Here is a 22177-nt window from a genome sequence, read left to right on the forward strand (position 1 = left end):
AAGGGTTCTGTACGCTGTCCGCCGTGACCGAACGGACCCTGGTACTGATCAAGCCTGACGCCGTCGAGCGGCACCTGATAGGCGAGATCATCAGCCGCATCGAGCGAAAAGGCCTCACCATCGCGGCGCTGGAGCTCCGGCACGTCAGCGAAGAGCTGGCCGGGCAGCACTACGCCGAACACGAGGGCAAGCCGTTCTTCGGGTCGTTGCTGGAGTTCATCACCTCGGGGCCGGTGGTGGCCGCGGTCGTCGAGGGACCGCGCGCGATCGCCGCGTTTCGGCAGGTCGCGGGCGGTACCGACCCGGTCGAGAAGGCCACGCCGGGCACCATCCGGGGCGACTTCGGGCTGGAAACGCAGTTCAACCTGGTGCACGGGTCCGACTCGGACGATTCGGCGAAGCGCGAGATCGCCCTCTGGTTTCCCGGGATTTAGCGCTGGCCGGATAGGGGCCGCACCGGGCCCCGACGGCGTTTGCTGACGCGTGAATCTCGGGTGTGGCGGGGCACGCCGGGTGATGTGGGATACTGACAGCGGGTGAACGTCGCCGGACCGGCTTCGGACACCCGAATGAAGACTTAGACAAGCGCGACCATCGCCACAGCCGCGATATTGCGCCGCATGTCAGGCCGACATTCAGCACGGCGCCGAGCGAGTTCTACTTGAGCCGCTCGGGGCAAGACCATCACAAGCCTGGGAGAAGCGACCCGGGCCCATAGTGAAGCCCTCGCGTGGCCGCGTCGAAGCGACGCGCCCGGGGGCTTAAGGAGAATACGTGGTAGACAGCGCGCCACCTTCGAACCCACCGCAGGAGCCGGTCCAGGGGGAGGACCTGCCCGATCGCCTGAGGGTGCATCAGCTGGCACGGGCGCTGGGCAGCACCAACAGGGAAGTGCTCGAGGCGCTCACCGCGCTCGACGGCCGGGTGAGCAACGTGCATTCCGGCGTCGACCGGGAGGACGCCCTGCGGGTCCGTGACCTGATCTTCGCCAAGCCGCTGCCCAACATCCCGGGCTTCAGCCACGCAGCGGCCAAGCAGCAGCCACTGCTGCTGCGCAGCTCCACCGAGCCGGCCGAGTACCTGCCGCTGTTCGTGGCGCCGCAGCCGGTGGAGCTTGGCGGCCGCGCCGACGCCGACGAGGCCGACGACGCCGACGATTCCGAGGACGACGACGAGGACCAGCCCGATCGCACGGCCAACCGGCGGCGCCGCCGCGGCCGGCGGGGGCGCGGCCGCGGTCGCGGCGAGCAGGGCGGAGCCGACGGCGACGACGACACCGGCGACGAGGACAGCGACTCCGACGAGTCCGACGACTCCGACGGCGACGACGAGGACGGTTCCCCGGACGGGGCCACCCGGCGCCGCCGCCGGCGCCGGCGGCGCAAGTCGGGGGCCGGCGACGACAACGACGAGGGCCTGTCGCCCGACGACCCGCCCAACACCGTGGTGCACGAGCGCCCGCCCCGCGGCGGCAAGAACGGCGAGAGCTCCAACGCCGAGATCAAGGGCATCGACGGCTCCACCCGGCTGGAGGCCAAGCGGCAGCGCCGGCGCGACGGGCGCGACGCCGGCCGGCGCCGCCCACCGGTGCTCACCGAGGCCGAGTTCCTGGCGCGCCGCGAGGCCGTCGAACGGATGATGGTCGTGCGCGACCGGGTCCGCACCGAGCCGCCGCACCCGGGCGCGCGCTACACCCAGATCGCGGTGCTCGAGGACGGCATCCTCGTCGAGCATTTCGTCACCTCCGCCGCGTCCGCCTCCCTGGTGGGCAACATCTACCTCGGGATCGTGCAGAACGTGCTGCCCTCGATGGAGGCCGCGTTCGTCGACATCGGTCGCGGCCGCAACGGCGTGTTGTACGCCGGCGAAGTCAACTGGGAAGCCGCGGGATTGGGTGGATCCGACCGCAAGATCGAGCAGGCCCTCAAGCCCGGCGACTACGTCGTCGTCCAGGTCAGCAAGGACCCGGTCGGGCACAAGGGCGCCCGGCTCACCACGCAGGTGTCGCTGGCCGGCCGCTACCTGGTTTATGTGCCCGGCGCGTCGTCGACCGGGATCAGCCGCAAGCTGCCCGACACCGAACGGCAGCGGCTCAAGGAGATCCTGCGCGAGGTAGTGCCGTCCGACGCCGGGGTGATCATCCGCACCGCGTCCGAAGGGGTCAAAGAGGAAGACATCCGCAAGGACGTCACCCGGCTGCAGGAGCGCTGGCAGCAGATCGAGGCCAAGGCGGCCGAGACCAAACAGAAGGCGGCGGGCGCCGCGGTCTCGCTCTACGAAGAGCCCGACGTGTTGGTCAAGGTCATTCGCGACCTGTTCAACGAGGACTTCGCCGGGCTCATCGTCTCCGGCGACGAGGCCTGGAACACGATCAACGAGTACGTGAATTCCGTTGCCCCCGAGCTCGTTTCGAAGCTGACCAAGTACGAACCCGCTTCCGGGCCGGACGATACGAGCGGCCCGGACGTGTTCGCGGTGCACCGCATCGACGAGCAACTCGCCAAGGCGATGGAACGCAAGGTGTGGCTGCCGTCGGGCGGCACGCTGGTCATCGACCGCACCGAGGCCATGACGGTGGTCGACGTCAACACCGGCAAGTTCACCGGATCCGGCGGCAACCTCGAACAGACCGTCACCAAGAACAACCTCGAGGCGGCCGAGGAGATCGTGCGCCAGCTGCGGCTGCGCGACATCGGCGGCATCGTGGTCATCGACTTCATCGACATGGTGCTGGAGTCCAACCGCGACCTGGTGTTGCGGCGGCTGACCGAGGCGCTGGCCCGCGACCGCACCCGCCACCAGGTGTCGGAGGTGACGTCCCTGGGCCTGGTGCAGCTGACCCGCAAGCGGTTGGGCACCGGGCTGATCGAGGCGTTTTCGTCGTCGTGCCCGCACTGCGGTGGCCGGGGCATCCTGCTGCACAGCGACCCGGTCGATTCCGCCCCGTCGAACGGCCGCAAGTCCGAGTCCGGTGGTCGCCGGGGCAGGCGCTCGAAGAAGAAGGGGTCCGACGAGGCCACCGACCAGCCCACCGTGGCGAAGGTGCCCGCGCACGCCCCCGGTGAGCACCCGATGTTCAAGGCGATGGCCGCCGGCGCGTCCGGGGCGGGAGACCAAGACGAGCAGGGCGAGGACGAATCCGACGGGTCCGGCGAGGTGCTCACCGCGACGGCCGACAGCGAGGCCGAAGATCGGCCCGCCGCCGACCTGGACGACGCCGACACCGATGACTTCGAGGACAACGACAGCGACGACGAGGACGAGTTCGACCTCGACAATGACAATGACAACGACGAGGACGACGACGACCTCGACGACGAGGACCTCGGCGACGACGAGGACCTGGAGCTGGACGACGACGAAGACGATCTGGACGACGAGGATTCCGACGACGACACCGCGCAAGGCGGAAACGGCGGGTCCCCGGGCGGACGTCCGCGCCGCCGCCGCGCCGCGGGCCGGCCGGCCGGCCCGCCGATCCACGTGGACTGACCTGCGCCGACCCGGGGTGTTCACCGGCCGTCGTGTGAGGCCGGTTTGACCCTGTAGCCGCTGGTCAAGTACCCTTGGACAGTTGTCGTCAGGCCAGACTGTGGCCGGCGGCGGGCGGGACCACCGGGCTCGGAGTTTTCTACCGGGGGCGGACCCGCACCCCAGACCCACCACGCACAGGCCGGTGGCACGCGCGCGGCTAGCAGAAAGAGGCAGGAGCAACGATGGCGACCTACGCAATCGTCAAGACCGGCGGCAAGCAGTACAAGGTCGCCGTCGGTGACGTGGTCAAGGTCGAGAAGCTGGACTCCGAGCCGGGTTCGAACGTGACGCTGCCGGTGGCCCTCGTCGTCGACGGTGCCAAGGTCACCAGCGACGCGGCCGCCCTGGCCAAGGTTGCGGTGACCGGCGAGGTGCTCGAGCACACCAAGGGCCCCAAGATCCGCATCCACAAGTTCAAGAACAAGACCGGCTACCACAAGCGTCAGGGACACCGTCAGCAGCTGACGGTCCTGAAGGTCACGGGCATCAAGTAGCAAAGGCGATAAGACATGGCACACAAGAAGGGCGCTTCCAGCTCGCGCAACGGCCGCGACTCCGCCGCGCAGCGGCTGGGTGTGAAGCGGTTCGGCGGCCAGGTCGTCAAGGCCGGCGAAATCCTGATCCGCCAGCGCGGCACCAAATTCCACCCCGGCGCGGGCGTCGGCCGTGGCGGCGACGACACGCTGTTCGCCAAGGAGTCCGGAGCCGTCGAGTTCGGGGTCAAGCGCGGGCGCAAGACCGTCAGCATCGTCGCGGCCGGGCAGACCACCGACTAGGCGTCGGCACCCGGGCCCGATGCGCGGCCCGCATCGCGGCCCGCGGTAGTTGAGAGGACCCTCGATGCCTCGGTTCGTCGATCGCGTCGTCATCCACGCTCGGGCGGGTTCCGGCGGTAACGGCTGCGCGTCGGTCCACCGCGAGAAATTCAAGCCGCTCGGCGGCCCCGACGGGGGCAACGGCGGCCGCGGCGGCAGCATCGTCCTGGTCGTCGACCCGCAAGTGCACACCCTGCTGGACTTCCATTTCCATCCGCACGTCACCGCGCCGTCGGGCAAGCAGGGGATGGGCAACAACCGCGACGGCGCCGCGGGGTCCGACCTCGAGGTCAAGGTGCCCGACGGCACCGTCGTGCTGGACGAAAACGGCCGGCTGCTCGCCGATCTGGTGGGCGCGGGCACGCGATTCGAGGCGGCCGCCGGCGGCCGCGGCGGCCTGGGCAACGCCGCGCTGGCATCGCGGGCCCGCAAGGCCCCCGGCTTCGCGCTGCTCGGGGAACCGGGGCAGTCCCGCGACCTGACGCTGGAGCTCAAGACCGTCGCGGACGTGGGGCTGATCGGGTTTCCCTCGGCCGGCAAATCCTCGCTGGTGTCGGCGATCTCGGCGGCCAAACCCAAGGTCGCCGACTACCCGTTCACCACGCTGGTGCCCAACCTCGGCGTGGTGTCGGCGGGGGAGCACACCTTCACGATCGCCGACGTGCCGGGCCTGATCCCGGGCGCGTCGCAGGGCCGCGGGCTGGGCCTGGAGTTCCTCCGGCACATCGAGCGGTGCGCCGTGCTGGTGCACGTCGTCGACTGCGCCACCGCCGAACCCGGCCGCGACCCCATCTCCGACATCGACGCGCTGGAAGCCGAGCTGGCCACGTACACCCCGACCCTGCAAGGGGACGCGGCGCTGGGCGACCTGGCCGAGCGGCCGCGCGCGGTGGTGCTCAACAAGATCGACGTGCCCGAGGCCCGCGAGCTCGCCGAATTCGTCCGCGACGAGATCGCCGAGCGCGGCTGGCCGGTGTTTCTGGTGTCGACCGTCGCGCGGGAGGGCTTGCAGCCCTTGATTTTCGGGCTGTGGCAGATGATTTCGGAGTACAACGCCGCGCGGCCGCCGATCGTGCCGCGGCGCCCGGTGATCCGCCCGGTGCCCGTCGACGACAGCGGCTTCACCGTCGAGCCGGACGGCGAGGGCGGCTTCGTGGTCACCGGCGCGCGGCCCGAGCGCTGGGTGGGCCAGACCAACTTCGACAACGACGAGGCGGTGGGCTACCTGGCCGACCGGCTGGCGCGCCTCGGCGTCGAGGAGGAACTGCTGCGGCTGGGGGCGCGGCCGGGCTGCGCCGTAACCATCGGGGAGATGACGTTTGACTGGGAGCCGCAAACCCCCGCGGGACAGCACGTCGCGCTGTCGGGGCGCGGCACCGACGCGCGGCTGGAGCGCACCGAACGGACCGGCGCCGCCGAGCGCAAGGCCGCGCGCCGCCAACGCCGCGAGCGCGGTGACCGGTCGTGAGCGCTCACCGCGAAGCCATCCGTAGCGCGCGCAGCCTGGTGGTCAAGGTCGGAACGAACGCGCTGACGACGCCGTCCGGGGTGTTCGACGCCGGGCGGCTGGCCGGGTTGGCCGACGCGATCGAGGCGCGGATGAAAGCCGGCACCGACGTCGTCATCGTGTCGTCCGGCGCGATCGCCGCCGGCATCGAGCCGCTCGGATTATCCCGTCGCCCACAGGATCTGGCCACCAAGCAGGCCGCGGCCAGCGTCGGGCAGGTCGCGCTGGTGAACTCGTGGAGCGCGGCGTTCGCCCGCTACGGGCGCACGGTCGGGCAGGTGCTGCTGACCGCGCACGACATCTCGGTGCGGGCGTCGCACACCAACGCCCAGCGCACCCTGGACCGGCTGCGGGCGCTGCACGCGGTGGCGATCGTCAACGAGAACGACACGGTGGCCACCAACGAGATCCGGTTCGGCGACAACGACCGGCTCTCGGCGCTGGTGGCCCACCTGGTCGGTGCCGAGGCTTTGGTGCTGCTCTCCGACATCGACGGGCTCTACGACTCCGACCCCCGAAAGACCAAGGGAGCCACGTTCGTTCCCGAGGTGTCCGGCGCGGCGGACCTCGACGGCGTGGTCGCCGGCCCGGGCAGCGACCTGGGCACCGGCGGCATGGCCTCGAAAATGTCCTCGGCGCTGCTGGCCGCCGACGCCGGGGTCCCGGTGCTGCTGGCCGCCGCGTCCGACGCCGCCACCGCGCTCACCGACGCCTCAACCGGGACGGTGTTCGCCGCCCGGCCGGTGCGGATGTCGGCCCGCCGGTTCTGGGTGCGTTATGCCGCCGAGGCGGCCGGTTCGCTGACCCTCGACGAGGGGGCGGTGCGCGCGGTGCTGCGGCAGCGCCGCTCGCTGCTGGCCGCGGGCATCACCACGGTGTCGGGGCGGTTCTACGCCGGCGACGTGGTCGAGCTGCGCGGGCCCGACGCGACCATGGTGGCGCGCGGCGTGGTCGCCTACGACGCCACCGAGCTGGCCACCATGATGGGCCGGTCGACGTCCGACCTGCCCGGCGAGTTGCGCCGGCCCGCGGTGCACGCCGACGACCTGGTTGCGGTGTAGGGCGGCTTACGTAAACGGGTTGCTGTTGTCCTGCCACGCGGCCGATTCGGGACGCGGCCCGTAGCGGCGGGCGTAATCCTCGTGCATCTTGGCCTGCTTCTTGTTTTTGAGCACGTCGACCAGGTTCGGGTCGAGGCCGTGCTGCGCCAGCCGGTGGCGGCGCCAGACCTTGTTCAGCGCAAGCGAAATCAGCAGCGCCCAGATGTAGAGCGGCACCGTCATCTCGCTGTGCACGTACAGCGAGGCGGGCAGCAGCCAGAAGGGTGCGAGGACGAACAGCGGCGGGATGGCCCACCGGATCATGTGCCGGCGCACGGCGCCCTTGCCGGCCAGGTCGTTGGCGACCCAGTCGCGCATCGAGTCGGGCAGCTGCCGCCCGTACGAGTAGGCGATGTATTGCCAGGGGTTGGGTTTGGCGCTGGTCATGATGGCTCCTAAGGGGTTTCAGGTCTGCAACGCGCCGGCCGCCAGGGCTGCCGCGTTGATCCGGGTGAGCACCTCGTGCAGGTGCCGCAGCTCGTCCATGTCGACGCCCAGGCGTGCGACCACGGCCGGCGGGATCTGCAGCGCGCGCCGGCGTAGGGCGGTGCCGCCGGCGGTGAGTTTGACGTCGGTCGAGCGCTCATCGGCGGTGTTGCGGGTGCGGGTGATGAGCCCGAGCGCCTCCAGGCGCTTGAGCATCGGTGACAGCGTGGCCGAATCCATCTGCAACGTGGCGGCGATCTCCTTGACCGACAGCGGTTTCTGCCGTCCCGCTGGTGTCTTGTGATGATCCCAGAGCGTCAGCATCACCAGATACTGGGGATGGGTCAGCCCCAGCGGCTCCAACAGCGGCCGGTAGACCGCCAGAACGGCGCGGTTGGTGACGCTCAGCGCGAAACAGACCTGTTGCTCGAGGGCGAGCGGGTCGACGTCCGGCGCGGTCGTTGCGGTCACATTTATACCGTACGCTAATAATTAGCGCCCTAACTATATTGCATTGGTCACAGCGGTTTCGCCACAGCAGTCACGCCGTGCGGGCGACCACTCTTTGTGCCCGCCTCATAGCGACATCTCTGTTGCGTGACGCCCAACACCCGCTTTGTCGCTGTGAAGCGGGCACAAAGCCTGTGCCTCCGGATCACGCCGGCGGCATCGCCTTGAGATACAAGCTGCCCCAAATGATTTGGGCCAGCGCCTCGGCCAGCTCCGCGTCGTAGGAGTCTGGAGCGCTCGGAAGGTTCTGGTGGCACGCCCGCTCGACCATCCAGGTCAACGCGCTGGCCGTGGCGGTGGCGGGCAGCTCCGGGCGGATGGAGCCGTCGGCCTGGCCGTCCTCGATCACGCGGGCCACCCGCCCGGTGATGGCGGTCAGCAGGTTCTGATAGGTCGCCCCGACCACCGGGTCGTAGCCGGCCATCTCGTTGAGCGCGACGAGCACCGGTTGATGGCGCCGGTAGCCGGCGACGAGGCCCGTGGTCGCGGCGCGCACGTCGGCGGGGTCGTGCCGCCACGCCACACTCCACCAGCGGTCCGCCCGGTCGGCGAGGTCGGCGAACACCTGGCCGGCCAGCCGGCGCAGCAGGTGGCCCTTGTCCTCGAAGTAGATGTAGAAGCTGGCCCGCGAGATGCCGGCCTCGCTCGACAGCCGGTCCACGCTGAGCTCGGTGAAGCTGGCGCCGTCGCGCATCAGCCGCTCGGTGGCCTCCAGCAGGCGGCGCTCGAGTTGCTCTCGCCGCTGCTGGCGCCCGTGTTCGCGATTGGCCTGCGCCTTTCGGGTGACCGACGGCATTTACCCAGCATAGCCGAGGGGTTAACACATTGACTAGACATCATGTCTAGGCATATTGTCGATCACAACGTGTGACCGGGGTCATAACCGAGAGGAGCAACGATGACGGTGACGGTGGGCTTAGCCGGCGGTTCTCGCGCCTACGACCCGATCGACCTGTCGTCGCGCGCGTTCTGGGCCACGACCGCGGCCGAGCGGGAACGGTCGTTCGCCGTGCTGCGCGCCGAACGCCCGGTGAGCTGGCACCCGCCGGTGGAAGACGCCCTGATGTCCGATCCCGACGACCCGGGCTACTGGGCCGTCACCCGGCGCTCGGACATCGTCGCGGTCAGCCGCAACAACGAGGTGTTCCTGTCCGGCAAGGGCGTGATGTTCGAAAGCATTCCCGTGGAGCTGCTGGAGGCGTCGCAGTCCTTCCTGGCGATGGACCCGCCGCGGCACACCACGTTGCGCAAGCTCGCCCACGCCGCCTTCACGCCCCGGCAGGTCCGGCGCATCGAGGACTCGATCCAGGCGAACGCCAAGGCCATCGTCGAAGAGCTGCGGGCCGCCGGCAGCGGTGCCGATTTCGTCGACCTGTGCGCCAAGGAGCTGCCCATCCGCACGCTGTCGGACATGGTGGGGATCCCGGAGTCCGAGCGGCAGCGGGTCGCGCACGCGACCGACGCCATGGTGTCCTGGGCCGACCCGGCCTACCTGGCCGGGCGCCACCCGATGGAGATCCTCCTCGAGAACCAGATGTATCTGCACCAGCTGGCCGGCGCCCTGGCCGCGGAGCGCCGCGAACGGCCCGGCGACGACCTGTTCAGCAGCCTGGTGAACGCCGAGGTGGACGGCGACCGGCTGACCGACGCGGACGTGGCGGCGTTCTTCGTGTTGCTGTCGGTGGCCGGGAACGACACCACCCGGCAGACCATCAGCCACGCGATGAAGGCGCTCACCGACTTCCCCGACCAAAGGGCGTGGCTGCTCGAGGATTTCGACAACCGGATTGGCACCGCGGTTGAGGAGTTCGTCCGGTGGGCCACGCCCGTGATGACCTTCCGCCGCACGGCCGCAACGGATTTCGAGCTGAGTGGTCAGCAGATCCGGGCGGGGGAGAAGGTGGTGATGTTCTACTCGTCGGGCAACTGGGACACCGAGGCGTTCGACCATCCGGAGCGTTTCGACCTGAGCCGCAGCCCCAACCCGCACGTGGGCATGGGCGGCGGTGGGGTGCACTTCTGCCTCGGTGCGCACGTGGCGCGGGCGCAGCTGCGCGCCATCTTCGGCGAGCTGCTGCGTCAGTTGCCGGAGATCCAGGCGGGCGAGCCGACCTACGTGGCGGGCAATTTCATCCACGCCGTCCGCAGCATGCCCTGCACGTTCTAGCGGACGGCCAGCGGCGCCAGCTCGTCGAGGAGCAGCGCCAGCAACTCGGAGCACCCGCCGTCGACCTTCACGGTGGCCAGGTCGTCACCGCGGGTCGGCCCGCGGTTGATGATCGCCACCGGCATGCCCCGCGCCGCGGCGTGGCGCACGAATCGGTAGCCGGAGAACACGGTCAGCGACGAGCCGGCGACCAGCAGCGCCTCCGACCGATCCAACACCGCGAACGCCTCGGCCACAACGTCTTTGGGCACGCTCTCGCCGAAGTAGACGATGTCCGGCTTGAGCATCCCGCCGCAGCGCGGGCAGTCGAGGTAGCGAAACGACGCGGTGTCGGAAACGACGGCGTCGGCGTCCGGGGCCACCGCCAGCCCGCCGACCGCCTCGGCGCGCTCGATGAATCCGGGGTTGAGCGCCTCGAGTTGGTCGGCGAGCGCCGCGCGGCTCAGGGCGTAGCCGCAGCCCAGGCACACCACCCGCGCGTAGGTGCCGTGCAGGTTGACGACGGTGCGGCTGCCGGCCTTGGTGTGCAGCAGGTCGACGTTCTGGGTGATCACGCCGGTCACCACCGACGCGCGCTCCAGCGCGGCCAACGCCCGGTGCCCGGCGTTGGGCGCGGTGTCGTCCATGTGCCGCCAGCCGACGTGGTTGCGGGCCCAATACCGTTGCCGGAAGACCGGATCCGACGTGAACTGGCGGATGGTCATGGGATTGCTCGGCGGTGAATCGGGCCCGCGGTAGTCGGGAATGCCGGAGTCGGTGGAGATCCCGGCCCCGGTCAGCACCGCCACCCGCCGGCCGGCCAGCAGCGCGACGAGTTCGGGCGATTGGGCGGCGCGGGCGGTCACCCAGTCGAGGGTACCGAGTTAGCCGAGGCAGTCGGCCGCGGTGGTGACCTCCGCGGACATGTTCTGCTCCATCATCTTCAGCGCCGCCTTGCCCAGGTCCGCGTCGATGTGGGCGACGGCGTCGGTGGGGATCACGACGGGGAAGTGGCGCACGTAGGCGTCGAGGGCCGTGTAGAGGATGCACTGCTCGGTGACCTGCCCGGTCAGGATCAACCGCTTGGTTTCCAGGCGGCCGAGCAGATACGCCAACGCCGTCGCGTAGAACGCGCTGTGACGGACCTTGGTCATCACGCGGCACTCGTCGGACGGCAGGATCGGCTTGACCAGATCCGGCCGCGCCCCGTCGAGCGCGGAGCCGACGATGTCGGAGAACTGAGCGGTGAAATCGCCGTAGTTGTCGTTGACGTAGACCAGGTCGACGCCGTCGGCCTGACGCGCGCGGCGGACCAGGTCGGCGAGCGGGTCCATGATTTTCTCGACATTGGGTATGAGTTCTTCAGCGTCGGGATGCTGGTACGTGTTCATCATGTCGACCACTACGACAGCGGTATCGCTCATACCGTTGGGGATACCCGACGGGCACGGGTTGACACTGCTCAGGGGACAATGGGGGTGCGATGGACTTCTACAATAGCTACAGCCAGGGCTTTGTCCGGGTGGCCGCGTGCACGCACCACACCACGATCGGCGATCCGGCGGCCAACGCCGAGTCCGTCCTGCGGTTGGCGCGCGACTGCCACGACGACGGCGTCGGCCTGGCGGTGTTCCCGGAGCTGACGCTGTCCGGGTACTCCATCGAGGACATCGTGCTGCAGGACGTGCTGCTTGACGACGTCGAAGACGCCATCGCCGACATCGTCGCGGCGTCGGCCGATCTGCTGCCCGTGTTGGTCGTCGGCGCCCCGCTGCGCCACCGGCACCGCATCTACAACGCCGCGGTGGTGATCCACCGGGGCGCCGTCCTCGGTGTGGCGCCCAAGTCGTACCTGCCCACCTATCGGGAGTTCTACGAGCGCCGCCAGCTCGCGCCCGGTGACGACGAGCGCGGCATCATCCGCATCGGCGACGTGGCGGCCCCCTTCGGTCCCGACCTGCTGTTCGCCGCGTCCGACCTACCCGACTTCGTGTTGCACGTCGAAATCTGCGAGGACATGTTCGTGCCGATCCCGCCCAGCGCGGAGGCGGCACTGGCCGGGGCCACGGTCCTGGCGAACCTGTCCGGCAGCCCGATCACCATCGGCCGCGCCGAGGACCGTTGCCTGCTGGCCCGCTCAGCGTCGTCACGCTGTCTGGCCGCCTACGTCTACGCTGCCGCGGGGGAGGGCGAGTCGACGACCGACCTGGCCTGGGACGGGCAGACCATGATCTGGGAGAACGGCGTCCTGCTCGCCTCGTCCGAGCGCTTCCCCAAAGGGGAACGGCGCAGCGTCGCCGACGTCGACACCGATCTGCTTCGCTCCGAACGGATGCGGATGGGGACCTTCGACGACAACCGGCGCCACCACCGGACGTCGGCGGAGTCGTTCCGGCGCATCGAGTTCCGGCTCGACCCGCCGGGCGGCGACATCGGGCTGCGCCGCGAGATCGAGCGCTTCCCGTTCGTGCCGGCCGATCCGCAACGCCTGGAACAGGATTGCTACGAGGCGTACAACATCCAGGTGTCCGGGCTCGAGCAGCGGCTGCGCGCGCTGGACTACCCGAAGGTGGTCATCGGCATCTCCGGCGGGCTGGACTCCACGCACGCGCTGATCGTCGCCGCGCGGGCGATGGACCGCGAGGAGCGGCCGCGCAGCGACATTCTGGCGTTCACGCTGCCCGGCTTCGCGACGGGAGATCGCACCAAGCGCAACGCGATCGAGCTGTGTCGCGCGCTCGGCGTCACCTTCTCCGAGATCGACATCACCGAGACCGCAATGCTGATGTTCAAGGAGATCGACCACCCGTTCGGGCGCGGCGAGAAGGTCTACGACGTCACCTTCGAAAACGTCCAGGCGGGCCTGCGCACCGACTACCTGTTCCGGCTGGCCAACCAGCGCGGCGGGATCGTGCTGGGGACCGGCGACCTGTCCGAGCTGGGGCTGGGCTGGTCGACGTACGGGGTGGGCGACCAGATGTCGCATTACAACGTCAATGGCGGTGTCCCCAAGACGCTCATTCAGCACCTGATTCGCTGGGTCATCTCCTCGGGGCAGTTCGAATCCGACGTGACCGACGTGCTGCAGTCGGTGCTGGACACCGAGATCTCCCCGGAGCTCGTTCCGAGCGGCGAGGAGGAGGAACTGCAGAGCAGCGAGGACAAGGTCGGACCCTATGCCCTGCAAGACTTCTCGCTGTTCCACGTGCTGCGGTTCGGATTCCGGCCGTCGAAGATCGCGTTCCTGGCGTGGCACGCCTGGAGCGACCCCGAGCAGGGCACCTGGCCCCCGGGATTCCCCGAGGACAAGCGACCGTCTTACTCGCTCAAAGAGATTCGGCACTGGCTGGCCGTCTTCGTGCAGCGGTTCTACTCGTTCAGTCAGTTCAAACGGTCCGCGTTGCCCAACGGCCCCAAGGTGTCGCACGGCGGCGCGCTGTCGCCGCGCGGCGACTGGCGCGCCCCATCCGACATGTCCGCGCGCATCTGGCTCGACGAGATCCAGCGCGAAGTCCCCGAGGACTAGGGCCGGCCCGGCCGGCGGCTCTCACATCAGGTGGGCCGGCTGGGCGATGCCGAAGCGGGCGTTCGCGTAGCGCTTCAGCGCGGCCGGACTGAAGTACACGTGCTGGTTGGCGGTGTGCAGATCCCGGAAGCACCGCTGCAGGGGGTGGCTGGCGTGCACGGCGCTTGCGCCCGTCAGGTCGAACGCCACGTCGACCGCGCGACGCGCCGCCCGCATCGCGTGCTGCGCGGCGAGTTGGAAGCGGGCGCGCTGCTGCAGCGGTGGCGTGTCGCCCGCGCACGCCGTGGACCACAGTGCGCCGGCCTCATCGAGGACGAACGCCCGTGCGGACCGGAGATCGGCTTCGGCCCCGGCGAAAGCGACCTGCGCGGCGGGGTCCTGGGCGATCGGCTGGAACGTGCCTGCGCGTACCTTCGTGGCCGCCAGGTCGGTGAACTCGTCGAGGGCGCGCCGCGCGATCCCCAGCGGGACGCCCACCAGGGCCGCACCGACCAGCGTGAAAAACGGCAGCCGCCAGAGCGGCCCGTCGTGCCGGGCCGGTTCGAAGAACGGGCTGATCGTGTTTTCTTCGGCGACGCCGAGCCCGCGGGCGACGATGTCGTTGCTGCCGGTGGCGCGCAGCCCCAAGACGTCCCAGTTGTCGACGATCTCGGCGTTCGCGGCCGGGAAGAACGCCAGCCGCCAGTCCGGGCCCTGGTCGGCATCCAGGCGCGGCGCGTCGCCGTCGAAGACGAACGCCCCGGCCAGGAACCATTCGGCGTGGCGGCAACCGCTGGCGAACGGCCAGCGTCCATCGATGACGAAGCGGCCGGCGCCGGCGGGCACGGCCCGCCCGGTGGGCGCGAAGACGGTGGCCGCCGTGAAATCGGCGTCCGAGCCGAACAGCTGGGTGGCGATGGCGGGCTCGAGCCACGCCGTGAATGCCGGTGCGCCGGCACCGATGGCCGCGATCCAGCCCGCCGAACCGTCGGCGCGCGCCAGTTCTTCGATCGCCTCGATGAACTCCCCTGGGGCCACCTCGAAGCCGCCGAACGAGCGCGGCTGTAACGCGCGGAAGATTCCCGACGCCCGCAGCCGCCCGACCAGATCGAGCGGCATCGTCCCGACCGCCTCGGCTTCGTCGGCGCGCCGGGTGATTTCGGGCGCGAGCGTGCGCGCCACCGCCGCCGGGCGCTGGCCGTCGAACAAGGTGGTGGGCGTCTGGGTGGCGGTGGTCATGGCGGCTCCCTCAATTTGATACAGTCAACTGTAATCGATACAGGAGCATGTACTCAATTATGGTATCTGTCAAGAAGCAGCCGCGGCGCTACAACTCGGCGCAGCGCCGTCAGCAGGCGCAGCAGAATCGGCACCGGGTGCTGCAGGCCGCCCGCGCACGCTTCCTCGCCCAGGGCTACGCGGCGACGACCATCGCCGACATCGCCCGGGACGCGGGCGTGTCGGTGGAGACGGTGTACAAGACGTTCACGACCAAGGCGGGCCTGCTGAAAGCCCTCTTCGACGTCTCCGTGGCCGGCGACGACGATCCCATCCCCATGAGCCAGCGAGACGTCATTCAGCAGGTGCTCGACGCGCCGGAGGCCGCCCGCAAGATCGCGATCTACACCAAGCACCTGGCGTCGACCATGCCGCGCAGCGCCCCGGTCCAGCTGCTCGCGCGCGACGGAGCCGCCTCCTCCCCGGACGCGGCAACGGTCTGGGCGCAGATCCGCCAAGAAACCCTCACCGCGATGAAGATGTTCGCCGCCGACCTGGCCAAAACCGGACAACTACGCGTCAGCGCCGCCGTGGCGCGCGACGTGCTGTGGACCTACCACGCCCCCGAGCTCTACGAGCTGCTGGTGGTCGAACGGGGTTGGTCCGCGGCACGCTACGGGGAGTTCCTCGCCCGCGCGCTCACCGACGCCCTGCTCGGTTAGGCGCTAGCGGAGGAGTCCGACCCCGGGGACGAACCGACCCACGCCGGCCGCATACGCGCGATAGGCGTCACCGTGCGTCCGTAACAGGTACGGTTCCTCGACGCGACGGACCTGCAGCTGGATGGTGGCGACAAGCAGGATAAGGCCCGCGAAGGCAACGACGTTCGGGGTTACCAGGACGATACCGATCCCGAACAGGAACATCGCGCCGTAGATGGGGTTGCGGATCCGGCCGAACATGCCCGTGTGCACCAGCGTCGTGGTCTCCGTGCTGTCCACGCCGATCCGCCAGGAATCGCCCATCTCGAGCTGCGCGTACACCGTCGCCGCGATGCCCGCCGTGGCCAGCACGATGCCGAGGGTTTGGATGCAGACCTCGTTGAGCATCCGCAGCGGGCCAACCACCTTGGCCTCCTGCAGGATTGGCCCGCTCACCGCCACCGCCAGGGCTACCACGAAGCCGATGCCGGCGAGGCGTTCCAGCGGGCCGCCGGCTTTGATGCCGCGAAAGCCCGTGGAGCCGGTGCGCCGATATTGCAGCCAGTTGCGCCAGCCGAATCCGAGCAATCCGAAGATCGCGAAGAGCACCAGGGCCATGTCGGCAGCGGCTGTCGCTGGCATGCGTATTCCCATGACCGCCGTCATCGCCAGCGAGGGTACATCACCGCTTCTGGTCACCCAAACACTTCCCGCACAGCCGCGTCGATCGCCGCGGCGCGCGGTGCGCAGTCGCCGGCGCCGGGCACCAGGGTGGCCAGTGCCCCCGCGGCGCAGGCGCGCCGCAGCGCGGTCAGCCGCTCGGCCCGGACCGCGGGACTCGCGCTCGGGTCGCGCGGCCAGCCTGCCGCCAGCACGCCGGCGAACACGTCGCCGGCGCCGGCGGTGTCCACCGCCTTGACGGCCGGTGCGGGCACGGCGAAGTCGCCGTCGGCGCCGCGGTAGCGGGCGCCACGCGCGCCGAGGGTCACCACCAAATGGGTTGGCTGCCACGGCCATCGTTCCGCCTCGGCTTCGTTGGCGATCACCACGTCCGCGGCGGCCGCCAGTTCGGCCAGGCCCGCGTCGAGCCGGCCGGCGGGCGAGGCGTTGACGATCACGGCCGCCCCCGCCGAGCGGGCCTCCCGGGCCGCCGCCAACGCCGTCGACGCCGGAATCTCCAACTGCGTCAACAGCACGTCGCAGTCGGCGATCACCCCGCGCGCGCCGGCGCCGCCCAGCGTCAGCTGCCCGTTGGCGCCCGGCGCCACCACGATGGTGTTTTCCGCGTCGGCATCGACCACGATGACCGCCGTACCGCTCGGCCCCGGCACCGTGACCATCCCCTCGAGCCCCACGCCGTTGGCCCGCAGGTGGGCCTGCAGGCGTGCGGCGGCCGCGTCGTCGCCGACGGCCCCGACGAGCTGCACGGGCGCTCCGGCGCGCGCCGCCGCCACGGCCTGGTTGCCGCCCTTGCCGCCGGGCGCCGAGGTCAGCGACGACGCCAGCACCGTCTCGCCCGGGCGGGGCAGGGCCTCGACGCCGAAGGTCAGGTCCATGTTCACGCTGCCGACCACGCAGACCCGTGCCATGCCGCCGACGTTAGTCGGCGCCGAATTGGGACACCGACAATGGCCGTGCTCGGCACATTGACGCTGATCCTTTTTCGGCAATGCCCAATATCGTGACGTCCGCGCGTTAGTCTGCAGCGTGATCGGTGCTGCATCCCGTCACAGGGAGGGAAAGGCCATTGACATCGACCCAGCTCAACGGGTCCGAAGCGGCCGCTAAAGCGGACGAGGCAAATACGTCAGAAAACGCCTCGGAAACCACGCCGGAATCCGACCCGGCCGAAAAGCCGCGCAGGGGTGCGCGCCGTCCCCTGGTCTGGCACCGTTTTCGTTTCGGTATCCAGTCGAAGATCCTGATCGCAATGCTGTTGTCGGGCATCCTCGGCGTCGGGGTGATCGGGCTCATCGGGGCCATCTCCGGCCGCAACGCGTTGCGGCAGGTCGAGTCGGAGCGGTTGATCGAGCTGCGCGAGTCGCAGAAGAGACAGATTCAGGCCCTGTTCCGGGAGGTGACGAGTTCGCTGATCGTCTACAGCGGCGGATTCAGCATCAACGAGGCCACCACGGCGCTGACGGCGGGGTTCAACCAACTTGGCAACGCGACGATCAACCCCGCGCAGGAGCAGGAGCTCGTCAACTACTACAACAACCACATGATCGCGCCGATCAAAAGGGCGACCGGCGATGTCATCGATCTGAACGCGGTCCTGCCGAGTTCCCCGGCGCAGCGATACGTGCAGGCGTACTACACGGCGCCGCCGCGGCCCACCCCCGATTCGCTGCCCGTCGAGAACGCCGGCGACGGCAGCGCATGGTCCGCCGACAATGCCCGGTTCGACTTCTACATGCGCAACATCGTCACCCGCTTCGATTATCGCGACGCGCTGCTGCTGGACCTGCAGGGCAACGTCGTCTACTCCGTCAGGAAGGGGCCCGACCTCGGGACCAACATCCTCACCGGCCCGTACCGGGAATCGAATCTGAGGGACGCCTACCAGAAGGCGCTGCGCTCCAACGACGTGGATTTCGTGTGGATCACCGACTTCCAGCCGTATCAGCCGGCGCTCGACACGCCCACGGCGTGGGTGGTCTCGCCGGTCGGCATGAACGGCAAGACGAGCGGTGTCATGGCCCTGCCGGTGCCGATCGCCAAGATCAACAACATCATGACGGCCAACAAGCACTGGCAGGCCGCCGGCATGGGTGCCGCCACCGAGACGTATCTGGCCGGACCTGACGGCCTGATGCGTTCGGATTCGCGCGAATTCCTGGAAGACCCAGAGGAATACCGCCGCGACGCGATATCCGCCGGCACCCCGCCCGACGTCGCGGAAAAGGCGATCCGGCTGGGTGGCACGACGCTGGTGCAACCGGTCGAGACCGCGGGTTTTCGCGCCGCTCAGCGCGGGGAGACCGGCACCGTCAGCGCCACCGATTACCTGGGCAATAAGGAGCTGGAAGCCTATGCCCCGCTGGACATCCCCAACTCCGACCTGCACTGGTCGATATTCGCGACGCGCGACGACTCGGACGCTTTTGCCAGGCTGGGCAGGTTCAGCAAGACGCTCGTCATCGCGGTGACCGCGCTGATTTTCGTCATCAGCGTCGCCTCGATGGTCATCGCCGGGACGGCGATGCGGCCGGTGCGGCGCCTGGAGGAGGGCACGCGCAAGATCAGCTCGGGCGACTACGACGTCAACATTCCGGTGATGGCGCGCGACGAAATCGGCGACCTCACTGCCGCTTTCAACGAGATGAGCCGCAACCTGGCGATCAAGGAAGAGCTGCTCAACGAGCAGCGCAACGAAAACAATCGCCTGCTGCTGGCGTTGATGCCCGAGTCGCTCGTCCAGCGGTATCGCGAGGGTGAGGCGACCATCGCGCAGAAGCACCAGGACGTCGCGATCATCTTCGCCGACATCGCCGGGCTCGACGAGCTCTCCAACGATCTTCCGGGTGACGAACTGGTGGGGATCGTCGACGAGCTCTTCCGGCAGTTCGACTCGGCGGCCGAAACCCTTGGCGTCGAGCGGATTCGCACGTTCCACAACGGCTACCTCGCGACCTGTGGGGTGATCACGCCGCGATTGGACAGCATCCACCGAACCGTCGACTTCGCTATCGAGATGCGCCGCATCATCGAGCGGTTCAACCATCAGACCGGTCACGACCTGGGTCTGCGGGTGGGCATCAACACCGGCAACGTCATCAGCGGGCTGGTGGGCCGGTCGAGCCTGGTCTACGACATGTGGGGCGCGGCGGTGAGCCTGGCCTCCCAAATGCACAGGGGCGCACCGCAGCCCGGCATCTACGTCAGCGCCCCGGTGTACGAGGCGATGCGCGACGTGCGGCAGTTCACCCCCGCCGGCACGATCTCGGTCGGCGGGACCGATCAGGCGATGTACCGGTTGTCGGAGCGATGATGAATGCGTTCCACTCCTCGTGGTTCTTTTGGGCGATCGGGATCGCGATCGGGTTCCCGGTCGGGCTGATCTTCCTCACGGAGTTGCACCACACGCTCGTCCGCCGGAATAGCCGGGTGGCCAGGCAGGTGGGCCTGCTGCGCAACTACCTGCTGCCGCTCGTCGCGCTGCTGCTGTTGCTGGTCAAGGCCTCGCAGATCCCGGCCGGGGAAGTCCCGGTGCGGCTGCTCACCACGGTGTTCGGCTTCCTGGTGCTGGTGCTCATGCTGTCGGGGCTCAACGCCACGGTGTTCGAAGGCGCGCCGGAAGAGAGCTGGCGCGCCCGCATGCCGGCCATCTTCTTGGACGTCGCGCGCTTCGCGCTGATCGGCGTGGGCCTGGTCGTGATCCTGTCCTACATCTGGGGCGTCCGCGTCGGCGGATTGTTCACCGCGCTGGGTGTCACCTCGGTCGTGATCGGCCTGATGCTGCAGAACTCCGTCGGGCAGATCGTGTCGGGCCTGTTCATGCTGTTCGAGCAGCCGTTCCGGATCAACGAGTGGCTGGACACCGGGACGGTGCGGGGACGCGTCGTCGAGGTGAACTGGCGCGCGGTGCACATCGACACCGGCAGCGGGATGCGGGTCACGCCGAACTCGGTGCTGGCCACGACGGCGTTCACCAACCTCAGTCGCCCTCCCGGCACCCACAAGCTGGCGATCACGACGACGTTCGCGGCCGCCGACGCGCCCGACCGGGTCTGCGCCATGCTCTCGCGCGTCGCGCTGGGCCTGCCCCAGCTCAGGCCCGACAGCGTGCCCCGCTCGGTGCCCGCTGGCGGCGGCGAATACCGCACCTCGTTCGGGCTGAGCTCACCCGCCGACGACGGCGCCGCGAAGTCGACCTTCCTGCGCTGGATCTGGTACGCCGCGCGGCGCGAGGGCCTGCACCTGGACAACTGCGACGACGATTACTCGACCCCCGAACGGGTCGAGAAGGCGCTGCGGACCGTGGTGGCGCCGGCTTTGCGGCTCAACGCCGACGAGCAGCGGTCGCTGCATTCCTGCGCGCAGCTGGTCCGGTACGGCGCCGACGAAACGGTGGAGTACGCCGGCCAGGTGCCCAGGGGGATGACGTTTTTGGTCACCGGGCGCGTGCAACTGACCGCGATGGCCGACGACGGTTCGATCGTGCCGATCAGCACGCTCGTCGAGGGCTCGTTCCTCGGACTGACCGCGCTGACTCGTCAGCCGAACATGGCAAGCGCCTACGCGCTCGAGGAAGTGACCGCGCTGGAGATCGACCGGGAGCACATCGAGCACCTGGTGATGCGTGAACCGTTGCTGCTGCAGAACTTCGGCCACATCCTCGAAGAGCGGCAAAGCAAGGTGCGCCAGGCCCGCCGCGGCGAACGGGTGGGGTGAGCCGCGCTGCGCGTGGGCCAGCCTGACCTGGTCGGCGAAGGCCCGATACCCTGGTTCAATGAGTCTGCAAGCTCCATCGCTTCCTGACTTGCGCCGGGACGTCCACGACGCCGCCCGCCGCGCCCGCGTCGCCGCCCGCGCGCTGGCCCTGTTGCCGACGGTCGCCAAAGACGCTGCGTTGCAGTCCGCCGCCGCCGCGCTCGGCGCCCACACCGAGGCGATCCTGGCGGCCAACGCCGAGGACCTCGAGGCCGCCCGGGCCGCCGGCACCCCGGAGGCGATGCTCGACCGGTTGGCGCTGAACCCCAAGCGCGTCGACGGAATCGCCGCCGGCCTGCGACAGGTCGCCGGACTGCCCGACCCGGTCGGCGAGGTGCTGCGCGGCTACACCCTGCCCAACGGCCTGCACCTGCGCCAGCAGCGGGTCCCCCTCGGCGTCGTCGGCATGATCTACGAGGGCCGGCCCAACGTCACCGTGGACGCCTTCGGCCTGGCGCTCAAGTCCGGCAACGCCGTGCTGCTGCGCGGCAGCTCGTCGGCGGCGAAGTCCAACCAGGCGCTCGTCGACGTGCTGCGCGCGTCGCTGATCAGCGAGGACCTGCCCGCCGACGCGGTCCAGCTGCTGTCGGCCGCCGACCGGTCGACCGTCACCCACCTGATCCAGGCCCGCGGCCTGGTCGACGTGGTGATCCCGCGCGGGGGAGCGAGCCTGATCGACGCGGTGGTGCGCGACGCCCGGGTGCCCACCATCGAGACCGGCGTCGGCAACTGCCACGTCTACGTGCACGAGGCGGCCGACCTGGACGTGGCGGAGCGGATCCTGCTGAACTCCAAGACCCGGCGGCCCAGCGTCTGCAACGCCGCCGAGACGCTGCTGGTCGATGCCGCGATCGCGGGCGTTGCGGTGCCCCGGCTCATCGACGCCCTGGAGGACGCCGGCGTGACCGTGCACGGCGGCCGGGGTGCGGACGCGGACGAGGCCGACCTGCGCCGCGAATACCTGTCGATGGACATCGCGGTAGCCGTCGTCGACGGCGTCGACGCCGCGATCGCGCACATCAACGAGTACGGCACCGGGCACACCGAGTCCATCGTGACCACGAACATGGCTGCGGCCCAACGCTTTACCGACGGGGTCGACGCGGCCGCCGTGATGGTCAACGCGTCGACCGCGTTCACCGACGGCGAGCAGTTCGGGTTCGGCGCCGAGATCGGCATCTCCACGCAGAAGCTGCACGCGCGCGGACCGATGGGATTGCCGGAACTGACCTCCACCAAGTGGATCGCGTGGGGGGACGGGCAGACCCGCCCGGCCTGACGC

The 22177-nt window shown here is 69.5% G+C and carries 20 protein-coding genes; 12 read left to right on the forward strand and 8 right to left on the reverse strand.

The features are described 5' to 3' along the window. Window positions 1-23 precede the first annotated feature (23 nt). From ndk to proB, 6 genes are all read left to right on the forward strand, one after another. Window positions 24-434 carry a nucleoside-diphosphate kinase gene (ndk, locus tag AWB89_RS04445; RefSeq protein WP_085171847.1) on the forward strand — a complete coding sequence of 137 codons (411 nt, stop codon included), beginning with the start codon at window positions 24-26 and terminating at the stop codon, window positions 432-434. A gap of 340 nt (window positions 435-774) precedes the next feature. Beyond that, window positions 775-3492 (forward strand): ribonuclease E, encoded by a 2718-nt coding sequence (gene rne, locus AWB89_RS04450; protein ID WP_085171849.1) that lies wholly within the window; start codon window positions 775-777, stop codon window positions 3490-3492. Window positions 3493-3716: 224 nt separating this feature from the next. Beyond that, complete coding sequence (gene rplU / locus AWB89_RS04455) at window positions 3717-4028, forward strand: 50S ribosomal protein L21 (RefSeq protein WP_067007977.1); 312 nt, start codon at window positions 3717-3719, stop codon at window positions 4026-4028. A gap of 15 nt (window positions 4029-4043) precedes the next feature. Then, complete coding sequence (gene rpmA / locus AWB89_RS04460) at window positions 4044-4310, forward strand: 50S ribosomal protein L27 (RefSeq protein ID WP_085094420.1); 267 nt, start codon at window positions 4044-4046, stop codon at window positions 4308-4310. 64 nt (window positions 4311-4374) lie between these two features. Next, window positions 4375-5817, forward strand: a complete 1443-nt coding sequence (obgE, locus tag AWB89_RS04465) for a GTPase ObgE (protein ID WP_085171851.1) — start codon at window positions 4375-4377, stop codon at window positions 5815-5817. Next, window positions 5814-6917, forward strand: coding sequence for a glutamate 5-kinase (gene proB / locus AWB89_RS04470; protein WP_085171853.1), 1104 nt, complete (start codon window positions 5814-5816; stop codon window positions 6915-6917). Before obgE ends, proB begins: the two co-directional genes overlap by 4 nt. Before the next feature lie 6 nt (window positions 6918-6923). Here proB and AWB89_RS04475 read toward each other — a convergent pair whose 3' ends face one another. The 3 genes from AWB89_RS04475 to AWB89_RS04485 all read right to left on the reverse strand — a co-directional run bounded on the left by AWB89_RS04475 (window position 6924) and on the right by AWB89_RS04485 (window position 8688). Continuing rightward, complete coding sequence (locus AWB89_RS04475) at window positions 6924-7343, reverse strand: DUF5313 domain-containing protein (RefSeq protein WP_085171855.1); 420 nt, start codon at window positions 7341-7343, stop codon at window positions 6924-6926. An 18-nt stretch (window positions 7344-7361) separates the two neighbouring features. Further along, complete coding sequence (locus tag AWB89_RS04480) at window positions 7362-7853, reverse strand: MarR family winged helix-turn-helix transcriptional regulator (RefSeq protein WP_085094428.1); 492 nt, start codon at window positions 7851-7853, stop codon at window positions 7362-7364. Window positions 7854-8037: 184 nt separating this feature from the next. Then, the gene (locus AWB89_RS04485) at window positions 8038-8688 is read right to left on the reverse strand and encodes a TetR/AcrR family transcriptional regulator (RefSeq protein WP_085171857.1); all 651 of its coding nucleotides are present in this window, start codon (window positions 8686-8688) and stop codon (window positions 8038-8040) included. Window positions 8689-8790: 102 nt separating this feature from the next. On the opposite strand from AWB89_RS04485, the gene AWB89_RS04490 reads away from it, so the two are divergent. After that, a complete protein-coding gene (locus AWB89_RS04490) occupies window positions 8791-10059 on the forward strand; it encodes a cytochrome P450 (RefSeq protein WP_085094432.1) in 1269 nt (422 codons plus the stop codon). Here AWB89_RS04490 and AWB89_RS04495 read toward each other — a convergent pair. Both AWB89_RS04495 and AWB89_RS04500 read right to left on the reverse strand, forming a co-directional pair. Beyond that, window positions 10056-10904: an SIR2 family NAD-dependent protein deacylase gene (locus AWB89_RS04495; protein ID WP_085171859.1), complete on the reverse strand. Its 849-nt coding sequence runs from the start codon at window positions 10902-10904 to the stop codon at window positions 10056-10058. The genes AWB89_RS04490 and AWB89_RS04495 overlap by 4 nt on opposite strands. A gap of 18 nt (window positions 10905-10922) precedes the next feature. Then, window positions 10923-11462 carry a cysteine hydrolase family protein gene (locus tag AWB89_RS04500; protein WP_085094436.1) on the reverse strand — a complete coding sequence of 180 codons (540 nt, stop codon included), beginning with the start codon at window positions 11460-11462 and terminating at the stop codon, window positions 10923-10925. Between the two features lie 59 nt (window positions 11463-11521). Here AWB89_RS04500 and AWB89_RS04505 point away from each other — a divergent pair, with 59 nt between their 5' ends. Further along, a complete protein-coding gene (locus AWB89_RS04505) occupies window positions 11522-13564 on the forward strand; it encodes an NAD(+) synthase (RefSeq protein WP_085171862.1) in 2043 nt (680 codons plus the stop codon). Window positions 13565-13585: 21 nt separating this feature from the next. Here the strand turns inward: AWB89_RS04505 and AWB89_RS04510 are convergent, their stop codons facing one another. Then, window positions 13586-14782 carry an acyl-CoA dehydrogenase family protein gene (locus AWB89_RS04510; RefSeq protein ID WP_085171864.1) on the reverse strand — a complete coding sequence of 399 codons (1197 nt, stop codon included), beginning with the start codon at window positions 14780-14782 and terminating at the stop codon, window positions 13586-13588. A gap of 59 nt (window positions 14783-14841) precedes the next feature. Here AWB89_RS04510 and AWB89_RS04515 point away from each other — a divergent pair, with 59 nt between their 5' ends. Continuing rightward, window positions 14842-15483 (forward strand): TetR/AcrR family transcriptional regulator, encoded by a 642-nt coding sequence (locus AWB89_RS04515; RefSeq protein WP_085171866.1) that lies wholly within the window; start codon window positions 14842-14844, stop codon window positions 15481-15483. Between the two features lie 3 nt (window positions 15484-15486). Here AWB89_RS04515 and AWB89_RS04520 read toward each other — a convergent pair whose 3' ends face one another. Together AWB89_RS04520 and AWB89_RS04525 are read right to left on the reverse strand one after the other, a co-directional pair. Continuing rightward, window positions 15487-16104 (reverse strand): methyltransferase family protein, encoded by a 618-nt coding sequence (locus AWB89_RS04520; protein WP_085172003.1) that lies wholly within the window; start codon window positions 16102-16104, stop codon window positions 15487-15489. A gap of 53 nt (window positions 16105-16157) precedes the next feature. Beyond that, window positions 16158-17051, reverse strand: a complete 894-nt coding sequence (locus AWB89_RS04525; RefSeq protein WP_085171868.1) for a ribokinase — start codon at window positions 17049-17051, stop codon at window positions 16158-16160. A 290-nt stretch (window positions 17052-17341) separates the two neighbouring features. On the opposite strand from AWB89_RS04525, the gene AWB89_RS04530 reads away from it, so the two are divergent. From AWB89_RS04530 to AWB89_RS04540, 3 genes are read left to right on the forward strand one after another with little or no spacing between them, the layout of a single operon-like run. Next, entirely contained in the window at window positions 17342-19453 is a 2112-nt protein-coding gene (locus tag AWB89_RS04530; RefSeq protein ID WP_372515291.1) for an adenylate/guanylate cyclase domain-containing protein, read from the forward strand. Then, on the forward strand, window positions 19453-20856 hold the full coding sequence (locus AWB89_RS04535; protein WP_085171873.1) for a mechanosensitive ion channel domain-containing protein: 1404 nt from the start codon (window positions 19453-19455) through the stop codon (window positions 20854-20856). Before AWB89_RS04530 ends, AWB89_RS04535 begins: the two co-directional genes overlap by 1 nt. 58 nt (window positions 20857-20914) lie before the next feature. Then, window positions 20915-22174, forward strand: a complete 1260-nt coding sequence (locus tag AWB89_RS04540; RefSeq protein WP_085094448.1) for a glutamate-5-semialdehyde dehydrogenase — start codon at window positions 20915-20917, stop codon at window positions 22172-22174. Window positions 22175-22177 lie beyond the last annotated feature (3 nt).

This window comes from Mycobacterium paraense (assembly GCF_002101815.1).
GTDB classification, from domain to species: Bacteria; Actinomycetota; Actinomycetes; order Mycobacteriales; family Mycobacteriaceae; genus Mycobacterium; species Mycobacterium paraense.